The following is a 14610-nucleotide window of genomic DNA, read 5'->3' on the forward strand; positions in this document are numbered from 1 at the left end:
CTCTACAGCCGTTGTTGAATCGTTTTTATTGGACAAATCAATACACCATTCTATCAAAATCAAACGGGCAGGTCGTTTTAATATGGATTTGATGCAATCTTTTTTGCGGGGAGCCGGGCAGCGCCTCAAACATGCCGGTCTTATAGGCATGCCTCTGTTTCTGCTTGCCTGTGCCTCGACCCCGGCACAACAGGCCGGAGCGCCGGAGGCTGGACCTGCTGAAAACAAGATGGAAACCGTCGCCACCGAAACGGACGCCAAACCCGAGCAGCCCAAACAATACATGCCTTTATCGCCGGAGCTGATGTATTACATTCTCTCTGCTGAGGTAGCGGGTCAGCGTGGTCAGATCGGTATCGCCGTTGATCTCTATCAGCGTGCGGCGGAAATGGTCGAGTCACCGGCCCTCGCCAGCCGCAGTGCCCAGGTTGCGAGTTTGTCGCGAGACCAGCAGCGAATCAATGATGCGCTGGAACGCTGGATTGAAGTCGACCCCAATGATGCGGATGTTTACATCATGCAGGCGCCCTTCCTGATGCTGAAAGACAACTATCAGGGTGCGGTAAACGCCGTCAACAAAGCCCTCGAATTGGCACCGGACAAAAAGAAAACTTATTTGATCCGTGTTTCCGAAAACCTGGCCGAAGTGGCCGAGCCGGATGAAGCGCTCAATATGCTCAAGCAGCTCGACAGCTATCAGCAGAATGACCCGGCTGCCCGTTTTGCCTATGCCCGTATGGCGTTTTTTTACAAACGCTACGAAGAAACTCTGAACAAACTTGCGCCGCTATTGGAAGCGGATCCGGATAATGAAGATTATCTGGTGCTCAAAGCCGATACCCTGCAGCGTATGGGACGTTCGGAAGAAGCCCTGAAGCTGATTGCCAAAGCGGCCAAAAAGGATGACGCCAGTCAGGATCTGCGATTTACATACGGTAAACTGCTTGGCGAGAATGGCGAGACCGAACAGGCGCACGAGGTTTTTGAAACTATTCTGGCCGATGACCCAGATAACCGCGATGCCCTGTTTGCGCTCGGTCTTCTGGCACTGGAAGACAAAGATGGTCAGCTTGCCAAATCCTATTTCAGTGAGTTGCTTAAACTCGGTGACCCGACTTATCAGGCCTCCTATTTTATGGGCCTGGCTGAGGAAATGAACGGCAATATCGATGCAGCCCTGGTCTGGTTTGCTTCGGTGCCGGTACAAAGTAACCGTTTCGATGTGGCTCAGAGCAACTACATCAAACTGTTGATTGAGCGTGGCGAGCTTGCCAAGGCCCGGGTGCACCTGGCGCAGTTGCGAGAAGAGTTGCCCCAGCAGGCCCTGCAGTATTACCTGTTCGAAGCCAGCTTATTGCGTGAACAGGGACAAAGTCAGGCGGCTTTTGATTTGTTGTCGGAAGCAATCAAGCGCTATCCACAGAGTGAAGACCTGCGCTACAGCCGTGCCATGATTGCAGAGTCTTTGGACAAGCTGGATGTGCTTGAAGCGGATTTGCGTTGGATTCTGGAGCGCGATCCGAACAATGCACAGGCTTTAAACGCCTTGGGCTACACCCTGACGGATCGGACTGAACGCCACCAGGAAGCATTGGACATGATCACCCGCGCGCTGGAACTGAAACCGGGTGATCCTTTCTATCTCGACAGTCTGGGCTGGGTGTATTACCGTCTCGGCGATCTGGAGAAGGCAGAAAAATATCTGCGTGAAGCCATGAATGTTCAACCCGATGTCGAGTTTATCGCGCATTTGGGCGAAGTACTGTGGGAACGCGGTAAGAAACAGGAAGCCAGACAAATCTGGCAGAAAGGTCTGGAAAAAGACGCTGATAATCAACTGCTGCGGGACACCATGCGCAGGTTCGGCTTATGAGGCAACTGCTCAGTCTGACATTGATTCTGATGTTGACTGGCTGTGCCCCGCTGTGGCAATCCAAGCCGGCGCAGGACCCTGAACAGTTGTGGCAGCAACGCCAGGTTCAACAGGCAGCGCTGACTGCGTGGGCTTTTAAAGGCCGCACGGCGATTGTTCAGGGCCGGGAAGGCTGGAATGCCGGCATTCAGTGGCAGGAGCAGGGGCAGCAATTTCACATCAAGTTATCCGGTCCGTTCTCGCAGGGTGGCGTTGAGCTGGACGGCAATGCTGAGACCGTGACACTGACGCTGGATGATGGTGAAACTTTGTCTGCGCGAACACCGGAACAGCTTCTGGCGGAAGCGATGGGCTGGTTATTACCGGTCAGTGCATTGCGTGACTGGGTCCGCGGTGTGCCCTACTCCAAGCTGCCGGTTGACAGTAAACAGCTGGACGCCCAGGGGCGTTTGACCAAGTTGGAACAGGCCGGCTGGCAAATTGAGTTTCTACGCTACATGCCGTTTAAAGATACCTCGATGCCGGAAAAAGTGTTTATGAAACATGCGGAGATGAGTGTGCGCCTGGTGGTATCTGACTGGAGTATTCCCAAGTGATCAGCTGGCCGGCCCCGGCCAAGCTGAATCTGTTTCTGCATATCACCGGCCGTCGGCCAGACGGTTATCACGAGCTGCAGACCGCGTTTCAGTTTCTTGATTACGGTGATGAACTGCAATTTGAAATCACCGATAGTCCGGAGATTAAACTCAGCCAATCCATTGCCGGTGTGGCAGATGAGGATAATCTCATTGTTCGTGCTGCGCGTCTGCTCCAGCAGCATACGGGTTGCCGGAAAGGCGCTATTATCCATGTAGACAAACAGCTGCCGATGGGGGGCGGTCTGGGCGGCGGCAGTTCCAATGCCGCAACCACGCTGGTTGCGCTGAACTATCTTTGGCAATGTGCTGTCAGTGATTCTGAATTGGCGCAACTGGGACTCGAACTGGGCGCAGATGTACCGATTTTTATTGCCGGGTTTGCGGCCTGGGCCGAAGGAGTGGGAGAGAAGTTGACGCCGATAAACCCCGAAGAATCTTGGTTTGTTGTGGTTAAGCCCGATTGTCATGTGTCCACGGCTGAAATATTTTCATCGACGGAATTGACACGGGACTGCGAACCCATCACAATATCGCGCTTCCTTTCAGGGGAAGGCAGCAATGTCTGCGAAGGGGTAGTAAAAAAACGCTACCCGGCAGTTGCAAATGCGCTGAATTGGTTGGCACAATACGCGTCGCCAAGGATGACTGGAACAGGCGCTTGCATATTCGCTGATTTTGATAATCAGCAGCAGGCGCAAAAAGTAGTGGAAAACCTGCCTTCCAACTGGCAGGGGTTTGTGGCCAAAGGCACTAACCGGTCGCCACTCACTGCATTAGCTTCGACATTAAATGAGTCGAATGCGACTGCAAGATGATAGAATGATTTTTTACAGTTGGGGTATCGCCAAGCGGTAAGGCACTGGGTTTTGATCCCAGCATTCCCAGGTTCGAATCCTGGTACCCCAGCCACTTTCTTTTGTTTTTTAACAGAAACTCGGCGCCACTACCGTGACACAAAACCGACTTCTCCAGTTACAGCAACGCACTGCCGATACCCGCATGATGGTGTTTACCGGCAATGCCAACCGCAAACTGGCTCAGAACATTGCTAATTTCCTCAGCATCTCCATCGGCAAAGCCACCGTTGAAAAATTCAGCGATGGTGAAATCATGGTTGAGATTCTCGATAACGTCCGCGGTAAGGACGTCTTTATCGTGCAACCTACCTGCATGCCCACTAACGATAATCTGATGGAACTGATGGTCATGACCGACGCGATTCGTCGTGCCTCGGCCAAGCGCATCACTCTGGTTGTTCCTTACTTCGGTTATTCACGTCAGGATCGACGTCCGCGTTCCGCCCGTGTGGCGATTACCGCCAAAGTCGTGGCCAATATGCTGACCGGTGTCGGTGCCGATCGTGTGCTGACAGTCGATCTGCACGCCGACCAGATTCAGGGCTTTTTCGACTGCCCTGTTGATAATGTCTACGCCTCGCCAGTGCTGCTGGGGGATATCTGGAAACACAAATATCAGGATCTGGTGGTGGTTTCGCCTGACGTCGGTGGTGTGGTCCGTGCCCGTGCACTGGCAAAACATCTGGACGTGGAACTGGCGATTATCGACAAGCGTCGCCCGCGTGCCAATGAAGCCAAAGTGATGAACATCATCGGCGACGTCAATAACCGCGTCTGTGTGTTGATTGACGATATGGTTGATACTGCGGGCACGCTCTGCGCTGCTGCCGCTGCACTGAAAGAACACGGTGCCAAAAAAGTCGTGGCCTATTCAACCCATCCGGTCTTATCCGGCCCGGCCATTGATAATATTTCCAACTCGGTGTTGGACGAAGTGGTAGTGACTGACACCATTCCTTTACAGCCCCACGCCGAGGCTTGTGACAAAATTCGCGTGCTCAGTATTGCTGAAATGCTGGCCGAAGCGATGTACAGAATTAGTAACGAGGAGTCTGTCAGCTCCCTGTATATGGATTAGCCGGTATAATAACCGGCTTATTACGTGCCGAACCTGGTCGCGGGGGAGGCGATTGCCGCCGTGAGGCGGTTTTTTTGATGAACTGATGTTCATACATTTTGGAGAATAAAATGGAAAACTTGTTTGAAGTACATGCCGAAGCACGTACTGATGAGGGGAAAGGTGCGAGCCGCCGCCTTCGTCATGCGGGCAAATTCCCGGCAGTGGTTTATGGTGCGGATAAAGATCCGGTTTCTATCACGCTGGATCACAACCAGTTCCTGCGTCACCTGGATGAAGAAGCATTCTATGCACACATCCTGACGCTGACAGTGGATGGTAAGAAAGATCAGGTGGTGCTGAAAGATCTGCAACGTCACCCTGCCAACGACAACAAAATTCTGCACGCTGACTTCCTGCGTGTTGATGCCAAGCATGAAATGACCATGACCGTGCCGATTCACTTTATCGGTGAAGATGTCGCGCCTGGCGTGAAAGAAGGTGGTCAGGTTTCTCACATGATGACTGAAGTTGATGTTGCCTGCCTGCCACAGGATCTGCCTGAGTATATTGAGGCAGACATTTCCAAACTGGGTATGGACGAAAGCTTGCATCTATCTGAACTGACTGTGCCTAAAGGTGTGAGCCTGACTGCGCTGACGCATCACCAGGAAGAAGAACTGGAAGAAGGCGAACGTTCTGCTTACGACCAGGCTGTTGCGAGCATTCATATGCCACGCGTACAGGAAGTTGAAGAAGACGAAGAAGCGACTGAAGCGTCTGTCGATGAAGAAGGAAACGGCAGCGACGAAGAAGCGACTGAAGAGTAATCTTTATCGTCTTGGGGAGCTGAATGGCTAGCTGGATTATCGCCGGACTGGGCAACCCCGGCTCCCAATATGATGGAACCCGGCATAATGTCGGGTTCTGGCTATTGGACCAGCTCGCCCGTGATCTTGGTACCAGTTTTACGGTGCAAAAAAAGTATCACGGCGAGCTGGCTCAATGCGATCTGGGCGAGCATAAACTGTATTTGCTCAAACCCCTGACCTTCATGAATCGCAGTGGACAGTCTGTGGCACCACTGGCCAATTTTTTCAAAATTCCCCTGCAAAATATCCTGGTGATCCATGATGAACTGGATCTGCCGCCCGGCACGGTCCGTCTCAAGCGCGACGGTGGTCATGGCGGCCATAATGGCCTGAGAGATATTATTGCGCAAAGCGGGGGCAAGGATTTTCTGCGTTGCCGTCTCGGCATCGGCCATCCCGGCGACAGCAGGCTGGTATCGGATTACGTGCTGAGCAAGCCCTCACCGACCGATCGCGAGGCTATCGAGATGGCCATCGAAAACATGTTAAAAATTCTGCCGGATGTCCTGTCGGGTAACCTCGACAAGGCCATGAACTGGCTGCACTCTCAATAGGATAAGTTATGGGATTCAAATGCGGTATCGTCGGTTTACCCAATGTTGGTAAGTCCACTCTGTTTAATGCATTGACTGAAGCCGGCATTGATGCCCAGAACTATCCTTTCTGCACTATCGAGCCCAATGTCGGTATCGTGCCGGTGCCGGATCCACGGATGGATAAACTGGCCGCGATTGTCAGTCCGGAGCGGGTGATGCCGACCACGATGGAGTTTGTTGATATCGCCGGACTGGTTGAAGGTGCCTCCAAGGGGGAAGGTCTCGGCAACAAGTTCCTCGCCAATATCCGCGAAACCGACGCGATTGCCCATGTGGTCCGCTGTTTCGAGGACGAGAATGTCGTGCATGTCACCGGTAAGGTATCGCCACTGGATGATATCGAAGTGATTAATACCGAGCTGGCGTTGGCTGATCTGGAAAGCGTGGAAAAAGCGATTAGCAAAGCCACCCGTGATGCGAAAAGCGGCGACAAAGCTGCCAAGGCACGAGTGGAATTGCTGACTGCCATGCGTGATCATCTGGATAGTGGTCAGCCGGTTCGGGCTATGGGTCTGGATAAAGATCAGCGGCTGATGATTCGTGATTTGCAGTTACTGACCGGTAAACCCACCATGTATATTGCGAATGTGTCCGAAGACGGCTTTGAAAATAATCCGGCGCTGGAAGCGGTGCAGAAACTGGCAGAGCAGGAAAATGCGATTGTGGTGCCGATTTGCGCCGCGATTGAGGCTGAGATTGCCGATTTGGAAGAGGATGAAAAAGCCGACTTCCTGGCAGAACTGGGCCAGGAAGAACCGGGTCTGAATCGTGTGATTCGCAGCGGTTATCAACTATTGGGCCTGCATACCTACTTCACTGCCGGCGTCAAAGAAGTGCGCGCCTGGACCGTGAAACTGGGCGCCACGGCACCAGAGGGCGCTGGCGTGATCCACACCGATTTTCAGAAAGGCTTTATCCGCGCTGAAGTTGTCAGCTATGATGATTTTGTCGCCTACAACGGCGAACAAGGGGCCAAGGATGCCGGTAAATGGCGCCTGGAAGGCAAGGACTACGTCATACATGATGGCGATGTGATGCACTTCCGCTTCAACGTCTAGTTAATTTGTTACGCTAAACTGGTTTTCCGTTTCAGGCAGGTACGCTTATGAAAAGTCTGATTTCAGCACTGCTTGTTGCGGTGCTCGGCTGGTCCTCAGCGCTGTTTGCCAATGATGAAATAAATCAGTGTCTGATGGCACAAATGGCAACGGCCGATGATACGGTCACCGTGGGTGAGCTGCGCCAATTCTGCGAAGCGGAACAAAGCCAGGCCGACATTGAAGCGGCAGCTCCTTCTCCCGCTGAACCGGTCGGGATTGAGGTCACTGAAAATGGCGTTGAAACCGATGATGAATCGGCGATTACCCGGCGTTTATTCCTGGAAAAGAAAGAGGCACGGAATCCCTTCGTGCTGCTGCCGCATAAACCCAACTACATCATGCTCAGTAACAATATGAGCTCGCCCAATGAAGATCCCTTCCGTGCGGCTGACCCGGATGATGACATTAACTTCCAGCCCTGGGAAACCAAGTTTCAAATCAGCCTGAAAGCTCCGGTTGTTTATGGGCTGTTTAACAACCGCGCCGATCTCTACCTGGCCTACACCAATCGTTCTTTCTGGCAGCAGTTCAACAAAGAAGGCTCAGCGCCATTCCGTGATTCCAATCATGAACCGGAAGCCTGGCTGTCTTTCCGTAACGATTATGAACTGTTTGGAATCAAAAACTCAGTAATCCGGACCGGTATCTCCCATCAGTCCAATGGTCAGTCCGGGGAATTGTCACGCAGCTGGAACCGCGTCTATGCTGACTTCATTTTTGAATATGATGATCTTTATGTCTCGTTCAAGCCCTGGTTGCGTATTAACGAAGACCGTGAAGATGACGATAATCCGGATATCGATGAATATATGGGCAATTTCGAACTGGGCGCGCTCTATAAAATGGACCGGCACAATTTTGAAGTCATGCTCAGAAACAATCTGGATTTCGGCGAAAACTACGGTGCTATCCAATTGGGCTGGAGCTTCCCGCTCAGCGACCGGGTTCGAGGCTATGTGCAGTGGTTTAACGGTTATGGTGAAAGCCTGATCGATTATGACGCTCACAGCAACAGTATCGGTTTCGGTATCCAACTCAGTGACTGGTTATAAATTTCGGTTTCAGCCTTGATATTTGCCGGCTGTTATCGTATTATGGCGCGCTTCTCATACGGCTATGTAGCTCAGTTGGTTAGAGCACATCACTCATAATGATGGGGTCGGTGGTTCGAATCCACCCATAGCCACCATTCCAATTTTTCTCCCCCATCTACGTTGCTCAAGCACGCCACAAAGCGGTTTTTTTGGGGCTTGTATCTGTGGCCTTAGCCAGCTATCTTCATTTTCCTGCCTTAATAAATTTACAGGATGCTGGCATGAAAGCGCTTTTATCATCTGCATTGTTCTTACTGAGTCTCACAGCGATGGCTGCGGACAGCCCAACGGTTGATTCTGTTATCACCGTCAGCCAGGTTTATACCAGTACAGAGCCCCAGCCTCTCAATATTAATAAGGCTGACAAACAGGCGTTGGAAATGTGCCAGACCCGCGGATTCAATACCGCTGAAAGGCTGGGGGGTGAAAAGCAACTTTGTGATCGCTACACCGGCTGGTATGAGTGCTACTATCGCCGGGTCGACCAGCAGTATCAGTGTAGTAATCAATAAAAATCAGAACCCGGAATTCTGTTCCGGCTCGCTTATCTTTGTTTGCTGCCATGCAACAATCTCCCACATTACTCTCTGATGTACGTGCCTGCACGCTGTGCAGGGACAAGTTGCCACTCGAGCCGCGGCCGATACTGCAATTCAGCACAACAGCCCGCATCCTGATTGCCGGTCAGGCACCCGGACGCAAGGCTCATCACAAGGGCAGGCCTTTTGATGATCCCAGTGGCGACCGGCTGAGAAAGTGGATGGGTATCAATCGGGCGCAGTTTTATGATGCAAAGTTGATCGCCATTTTACCCATGGGGTTTTGCTTTCCGGGCTCAGGCAAAAGCGGGGATCTGCCGCCTCGGCCTGAATGTGCTGAGACCTGGCATAGAGCCTTACTGACACAGTTAGAAAAGCTGCAGCTGACCCTTGTTATCGGGCGTTATGCGATGGAGTATCATCTGCCCGATTTTAATGGCTCAGTGACCGATACAGTCATGAATTGGCAGGCTTACTGGCCACATTGCCTGCCATTGCCACACCCCAGTCCGCGTAATCAGCGCTGGTTGAAGCAAAATCCGTGGTTTGAGCATGAGGTGCTGCCATTACTTAAACAGCGTGTTGCTGACATCCTCAGAAATAACACCTGATTATCGGTCTGCGCCATATTGGCGCGACAGTCAGGACTTTTGCACTGCTTCGGTTCACGGATAAGCAGTGTCAAGGGAGGCAAAAAATATTAAGTTATTGTTTCCTAACGACAATATCGAAGTGGCATAACTATTTCATTGATTCTCCGGGGTAAATTATTTTTCCTATTTAGCAACAGGAGCCAATAATGAAAATAGTGACAGCCATTATTCGCCCCCACGCCCTGGAAGTAGTGCGATCGGCCTTGCAGGAGGCCGGCGTCAATGGGATGACCGTGGGGGAAGTCAGGGGATTTGGCCGGCAGAAAGGCCATCCCGCGCTTTATCGGGGTGCAGAATACAACATTGCGTTCCAGCCCAAGATTCAACTCGAGCTTGCCATCGATGACAGTCAGGTAGACGAGGTCACCGAGATCATTGCGACTCAGGCCCGTACCGGGCAGGTCGGCGATGGCAAGATATTTGTGGCCAGTCTGGATTCGGTGATCCGTATCCGGACCGGCGAAACCGGTGTTGAAGCGATTTAAGGGGTAAGGTAATGGATACCATGGTAATTGAAGTAAGTTACGCACTGGATACATTTTATTTCCTGATGTGTACGGCGTTAGTCATGTGGATGGCCGCTGGTTTTGCGATGCTGGAATCCGGTCTGGTCCGTAGTAAAAATACAGTTGAGATTCTCAACAAAAATGCGTTGCTGTATGGCGTGGCCTGTATTGTCTATCTATTGGTGGGCTATAACGTCATGTATCCTGGCGAACCAATCAGTTCGGTCATTCCGGGCATCGATTTTCTGCTGGGTAGCGATAACACGGTCGATGCTGTGACTGCCGGAGGTGAAGGGGCCCCATATTACTCAAGTATGGCCGACTTTATCTTCCAGGCGGTGTTCGCCGCCGCCACGATGTCGATTGTGTCCGGTGCGGTAGCAGAAAGAATGCGTTTGTGGCCGTTCCTGATTTTCGCTGTATTTATGGTCGGCTTTATCTATCCGGTAGAGGGTTACTGGAAGTGGGGTGGTGGCTTCTTGGATCAGCTGGGCTTCCAGGACTTTGCCGGCTCCGTTGTGGTGCATATGGCGGGTGCCGCTGCTGCCCTGGCTGCTGTACTGATTATCGGTCCGCGCAGAGGGAAATACGGTAAAAACGGCGAAGTGCACGCCATTCCGGGCGCCAATCTGCCATTAGCCACGCTGGGTATGTTCATCCTGTGGATGGGCTGGTTCGGGTTCAACGGAGGGTCTGAGCTCAAAATCGCCAATGTCGATGAAGCCAACGCCGTAGCAAAAATCTTCGTCAATACCAATGCGGCTGCCGCAGCGGGTATGGTTGCGGCTGCGCTGCTGTCACGCTTTATGTTTGGCAAGACCGATCTGACTATGACCATTAATGGTGCGCTGGCCGGTCTGGTGGCGATTACCGCTGAACCGCTGATGCCGGGAGCCGGTGTGGCTTCCTTGATCGGCCTGGGTGGTGGCCTCGTTGTTGTATTGTCCGTGGTCGGTCTCGATAAGCTCAAGATCGACGATCCGGTCGGTGCGATTTCGGTGCATGGCACAGCCGGTATATGGGGCATATTTGCGGTGCTGTTTACCAATCCAGCGGCGACTTTTACCGGTCAGTTGATTGGTACCCTGGTAACGTTTGCCTGGATGTTCGGGGCTTCCTTTATCGTGCTGTCGGTGATTAACAAAATCATCAAACTGCGCGCCAGCGAGGAAGAAGAAATGGAAGGCATGGATATCCACGAATGTGGTATGACAGCTTATCCCGAGTTTACCCCTGAAAAGTAAAACTCATGGGTTCACTATAGAAAACGCCGGCATAAGCCGGCGTTTTTTTGGGAGCGAGTTAAGCTGTTATTAGCGTGTCAGCCCATCCGGACAAGTGAGCTCCCGGACCTGGAATCGTTTATGGCAGTATAAACTGCCACCTGGGCCGGAAGGGGTGATAGCAATAAACCATCATTAACAGGGCAAACACAGCGCTAACAGCATTGAGACGTGTTGGCTGTACCTGACGGTTTGCAAAGGCTTCCTGCTTCAATGCCTGTGACAGGCCGGCATCATCCTGCAGATGGTGATAGTCCATTTTTGCCTGTTTGCCGATTTTTTTCAGGTAGTCTTCACGGACATTGGATAAATGCTCGGTACCGACCACCCTGGCAGTTCCCCAGGGGCCATTACGTGGAATATAGCCTTCAACTTTGCTGGGATCGGCCGGTAAGCCAAAGCGGCTGGCATGCGGTACATCTTCCGCAGTATAAAAACCGATCTGTTTACCCTCTTCGTCAAACTTGGGAATTTTACTCTTATTGTGCTGACCGACACCGACAATAAGACCACTGCGCCAATCTTCAGGTTTGTTCTGCAACAGTTCCAGATAACTATACTCAGGCGCATAACGCGGATTAACCGGTGGCGCTTCGTGACCATCGCTAAAAAACACCAGTTTATTGCCTTTCAATACATTGCCCTGCATCAGTTCCAGCGTGTTGTAGAGTGCCTGGCTGATATTGCTGTCGGCGACCCAGGCCATGCGCCAGTCGAGTTCATTGATACTGGCTTCCAGCACCGGATAATCCACACAGACATCTATCGGGGAATATAACAGGGCTGGACTGCGTTCAGTGAATACACCCAGTCCCACCTTTGAGCCGCATGGCAGGCTTCGGGCAATGGCCAGCATCGCTCCTTTACTGCGTTCCAGCCGACTGATAGCGCCACCATCAGCATCAGTGTAATCCTGCACATTCATACTGCGGGTAATATCGAGCATAAACACGTAGTCAAAGGTCTTCACCGGAAACGGCAAGGGCGGCAGCAACAGTGCGAACAGGGTAAACAGGGCTGCGGCGATAAGACTGATGAGACGGGCCATGATGATTTCCTAAGGCAGGCCCAGTGGAAAACCGGGCATGGCTGACCATAGTTCTTCTGATGTCTCTTCAGCCGCCCCGGATTCCTGTAAATCTCCCAGCGGTAAATCCCGTGACAGCCGTTGTGCAGCTTCCAGGTTATATTTAGCTGCCCAGAAATCCGGGTCCTGTTTCAGTGCGGTCCGGAATAAATCCTTGGCCACATCGGCCAGCGCAGTGGCTCTGTCTATACCCATTTGCTCTGCCACTTCGATGGCCTGCTCCAGGTAGAGGTTGCCCATATTGTAATGAATCACTTTGACAAAATCGGACGTGACCGAACGCTCTGCTTTGCCATAGGCGTCGACGGCTTGTTCGAACAGGCCCTGCTGATGCAGGTGCCAGGCGTAGGCGAACTGATTTTCGGGCTGGCTCAGATCCACCTCTTCGGCGTCGATAAAGCGACCGGTCATGAGCTGTTGCAGCGTCTGGTTAATCCCGCTCAGACGTTGCCGTTCAACCAGTGTGATGGTGAGCAGTATCAGCAATATCAAAAGCACAATAATTAGCAGGGAGCGTAGGTAGGTACGCCGCAGAATCATGATTTTTTCTCCAGCAGTTTGACTGCGATCAGCAACAGTATGCCCATTAGCGCCAGGCTGTATAGCCAGACGGAGAGGCTCTGTCGCGGAATTTTTTCTTCGTAGATAAGAGGCAAGCTCTCCAACTCATCCAATTCAGCGATAGAGGCTTGCAGGGACTCAACGGTATCGACTTCATAGGCATGGTAGGGCACGGATAAGGTGTTAAAAAACTTGTGCAGATGGCGTTCCGGCATCACCCGTGGATTATCATCCTGCGGGGTATCCGGTTCGCTGTAGATGCCGAGTCCGTTCTCGGTACGTAAAAAGAACCAGTAAAGACTGACGCGATAACGCTCAAACCACTCACGTAAGATTTTTTGCGCCCGGTGATCCAGTGAGGCAGCACCATCGGAGACCAGCACAATGACTCTGGAGCCGGTATGTGGTTGATCCCTGAAATAACTCAGCCCCATGCCCAGTCCCTTGGCGACATTGGTGAAGGCCAGGCCTGGCGTTTCCATGCTGTTGATGGCAGCCTGAATCGCGGTTTTATGTTCGGTCAGTGGACTGACATAAAACGGCTGAGTGCTGAAACCGGCAACGCCAAACAGATCATGTGGACGATTGCTGACAAATTCCGACAACAGGCGACGTGCAGCCTGGGCTTTGGACTGTTCATCCTTACTTGGTGTTTTGCCGCCAAAAGTCTCATTCATGCTGGCACTGCGATCCAGTACAAAAACAATGTGAGCGCCATTGCCGGTACGGGTGACGGTCTGTTCCAGAATATGCAGTCCGGCGATACCGGTGATCAGGCTGGCTATGCTGATGACCGCTGTCGCTACAATCAAACGATTAAGCCAGACGGTGACCGGGTTGAGTGCGAGAAGTTCGGCACTGGCACAGGGACGACGCTCAAACAGGCTGGAAGCAAAAGGCAGCAGGCATAAGGGTAGCAGCAGCAATAGCCACGGGTGGGAGAACGCCAGGTTCATTTGACTGCTGTGACCTTATCTGCTGCGGCCATTTCCCGGCATAAATCGAGACAATCGTTGATCAGTATGGGATCGGGCTGCTTGTCCATAAAAAAGGCATCCCGGGACTGTCGGAAAAACATTGTCAATTCATCGCGCAGGCTGCTGAACTGGGGAAACTGAGCCAGAAAATCATCTAACTGCCCGGCAAAGACCGTTGTCTGCGCGCGTTGATTTATGGCCTGATGTACCGACTGCAGGCAAGCGAGGTAATCTTCCCTGGCCGTATGTCTTCTGCGTTTTATTCGTCGAATCTGTCTGGCTGCACCGATGAAGGGTGACTGACCCAGCTTCGGTAGCAGGCCATTGAGCCATAAAAGGGCAATGACAACCATACTGGTGGCCGCCGCCAACAGTCCTAACCGCTGGTTCAGTTCATCCAGAGAGAAGGTTTTAGGGGCGATAGCCGCTTTCATAAAGGCGGCGGCATTATTGTTATTACCGACCCCGCCCGGCGTGATCTCCTTGATGGGGGACATCGTAAACTGCCAGTCAGGCAGATGAAGTTGAAAGCGTTGTTCGCCAGCAGAGAAATCAAGTTTGATGCCAGGGATAGTGAGCGTTCTGACATCCAATGGGGCGTAGAAAGTCTGATATTTGAGATCGATGAGATAAAGCGTTCTGTCATCAGATTCTTTTGTCGATACAGCCACATCCCGCAGTTCCAGCCAGTAATTCAGCTCTCCGGACTGAGGCAGGGAAGACTGAATAATACTGTACGGCGGCTTCACTTCAACCACAAAGCGTTGATGAATCATATCGCCGACCATCACGCCATAGCTTCGGCCCTGATCCTGTTGCAGGATTCTGGCGACGACACTTGTTTCATCAGCCAGGACAGCGCTGGAGGCGGTCAGCCATACAATCAACACACTGATTAATAAACTGTTTTGCATAAT

16 protein-coding genes and 2 tRNA genes are annotated in these 14610 nt (G+C 52.1%); 14 read left to right on the forward strand and 4 right to left on the reverse strand.

From position 1 onward, the window contains the following. Positions 1 to 91 precede the first annotated feature (91 nt). From FH755_RS06570 to FH755_RS06635, 14 genes are all read left to right on the forward strand, one after another. Complete coding sequence (locus FH755_RS06570) at positions 92 to 1873, forward strand: tetratricopeptide repeat protein (protein WP_292439815.1); 1782 nt, start codon at positions 92 to 94, stop codon at positions 1871 to 1873. Continuing rightward, on the forward strand, positions 1870 to 2469 hold the full coding sequence (gene lolB, locus FH755_RS06575) for a lipoprotein insertase outer membrane protein LolB (protein WP_292439817.1): 600 nt from the start codon (positions 1870 to 1872) through the stop codon (positions 2467 to 2469). Before FH755_RS06570 ends, lolB begins: the two co-directional genes overlap by 4 nt. Next, a complete protein-coding gene (gene ispE, locus FH755_RS06580) occupies positions 2466 to 3326 on the forward strand; it encodes a 4-(cytidine 5'-diphospho)-2-C-methyl-D-erythritol kinase (RefSeq protein ID WP_292439818.1) in 861 nt (286 codons plus the stop codon). Before lolB ends, ispE begins: the two co-directional genes overlap by 4 nt. Positions 3327 to 3345: 19 nt before the next feature. Continuing rightward, positions 3346 to 3420: transfer RNA gene (locus FH755_RS06585), tRNA-Gln, on the forward strand. A 90-nt stretch (positions 3421 to 3510) separates the two neighbouring features. Further along, complete coding sequence (locus FH755_RS06590; protein WP_292440264.1) at positions 3511 to 4446, forward strand: ribose-phosphate diphosphokinase; 936 nt, start codon at positions 3511 to 3513, stop codon at positions 4444 to 4446. 110 nt (positions 4447 to 4556) lie between these two features. Then, a complete protein-coding gene (locus FH755_RS06595) occupies positions 4557 to 5255 on the forward strand; it encodes a 50S ribosomal protein L25/general stress protein Ctc (RefSeq protein ID WP_292439820.1) in 699 nt (232 codons plus the stop codon). 23 nt (positions 5256 to 5278) lie between these two features. Beyond that, complete coding sequence (gene pth / locus FH755_RS06600; protein WP_292439822.1) at positions 5279 to 5851, forward strand: aminoacyl-tRNA hydrolase; 573 nt, start codon at positions 5279 to 5281, stop codon at positions 5849 to 5851. An 8-nt stretch (positions 5852 to 5859) separates the two neighbouring features. Next, entirely contained in the window at positions 5860 to 6951 is a 1092-nt protein-coding gene (ychF, locus tag FH755_RS06605; RefSeq protein ID WP_292439824.1) for a redox-regulated ATPase YchF, read from the forward strand. Between the two features lie 47 nt (positions 6952 to 6998). Then, a complete protein-coding gene (locus tag FH755_RS06610) occupies positions 6999 to 8045 on the forward strand; it encodes a phospholipase A (RefSeq protein ID WP_292439827.1) in 1047 nt (348 codons plus the stop codon). 60 nt (positions 8046 to 8105) lie between these two features. After that, a tRNA-Met gene (locus tag FH755_RS06615) sits at positions 8106 to 8182 on the forward strand. A gap of 126 nt (positions 8183 to 8308) precedes the next feature. Next, positions 8309 to 8599: a YecR family lipoprotein gene (gene yecR / locus FH755_RS06620; protein WP_292439829.1), complete on the forward strand. Its 291-nt coding sequence runs from the start codon at positions 8309 to 8311 to the stop codon at positions 8597 to 8599. 50 nt (positions 8600 to 8649) lie between these two features. Next, complete coding sequence (locus FH755_RS06625; protein ID WP_292439831.1) at positions 8650 to 9237, forward strand: uracil-DNA glycosylase family protein; 588 nt, start codon at positions 8650 to 8652, stop codon at positions 9235 to 9237. Between the two features lie 188 nt (positions 9238 to 9425). Beyond that, a complete protein-coding gene (locus tag FH755_RS06630) occupies positions 9426 to 9764 on the forward strand; it encodes a P-II family nitrogen regulator (protein WP_292439832.1) in 339 nt (112 codons plus the stop codon). Positions 9765 to 9775: 11 nt separating this feature from the next. After that, positions 9776 to 11029 (forward strand): ammonium transporter, encoded by a 1254-nt coding sequence (locus FH755_RS06635; RefSeq protein ID WP_292439834.1) that lies wholly within the window; start codon positions 9776 to 9778, stop codon positions 11027 to 11029. A gap of 118 nt (positions 11030 to 11147) precedes the next feature. On the opposite strand, the gene FH755_RS06640 is transcribed toward FH755_RS06635, so the two are convergent. From FH755_RS06640 to FH755_RS06655, 4 genes are read right to left on the reverse strand one after another with little or no spacing between them, the layout of a single operon-like run. Beyond that, positions 11148 to 12116, reverse strand: coding sequence for a vWA domain-containing protein (locus FH755_RS06640; protein WP_292439836.1), 969 nt, complete (start codon positions 12114 to 12116; stop codon positions 11148 to 11150). 9 nt (positions 12117 to 12125) lie between these two features. Continuing rightward, positions 12126 to 12695 (reverse strand): MxaK protein, encoded by a 570-nt coding sequence (locus FH755_RS06645; RefSeq protein WP_292439838.1) that lies wholly within the window; start codon positions 12693 to 12695, stop codon positions 12126 to 12128. Further along, entirely contained in the window at positions 12692 to 13672 is a 981-nt protein-coding gene (locus tag FH755_RS06650) for a vWA domain-containing protein (RefSeq protein WP_292439839.1), read from the reverse strand. The genes FH755_RS06645 and FH755_RS06650 overlap by 4 nt, the downstream gene beginning before the upstream one ends. After that, the gene (locus FH755_RS06655) at positions 13669 to 14607 is read right to left on the reverse strand and encodes a hypothetical protein (protein WP_292439841.1); all 939 of its coding nucleotides are present in this window, start codon (positions 14605 to 14607) and stop codon (positions 13669 to 13671) included. The genes FH755_RS06650 and FH755_RS06655 overlap by 4 nt, the downstream gene beginning before the upstream one ends. Positions 14608 to 14610 lie beyond the last annotated feature (3 nt).

It is taken from the genome of Methylophaga sp. (assembly GCF_009711715.1).
Classification (GTDB): Bacteria; Pseudomonadota; Gammaproteobacteria; order Nitrosococcales; family Methylophagaceae; genus Methylophaga.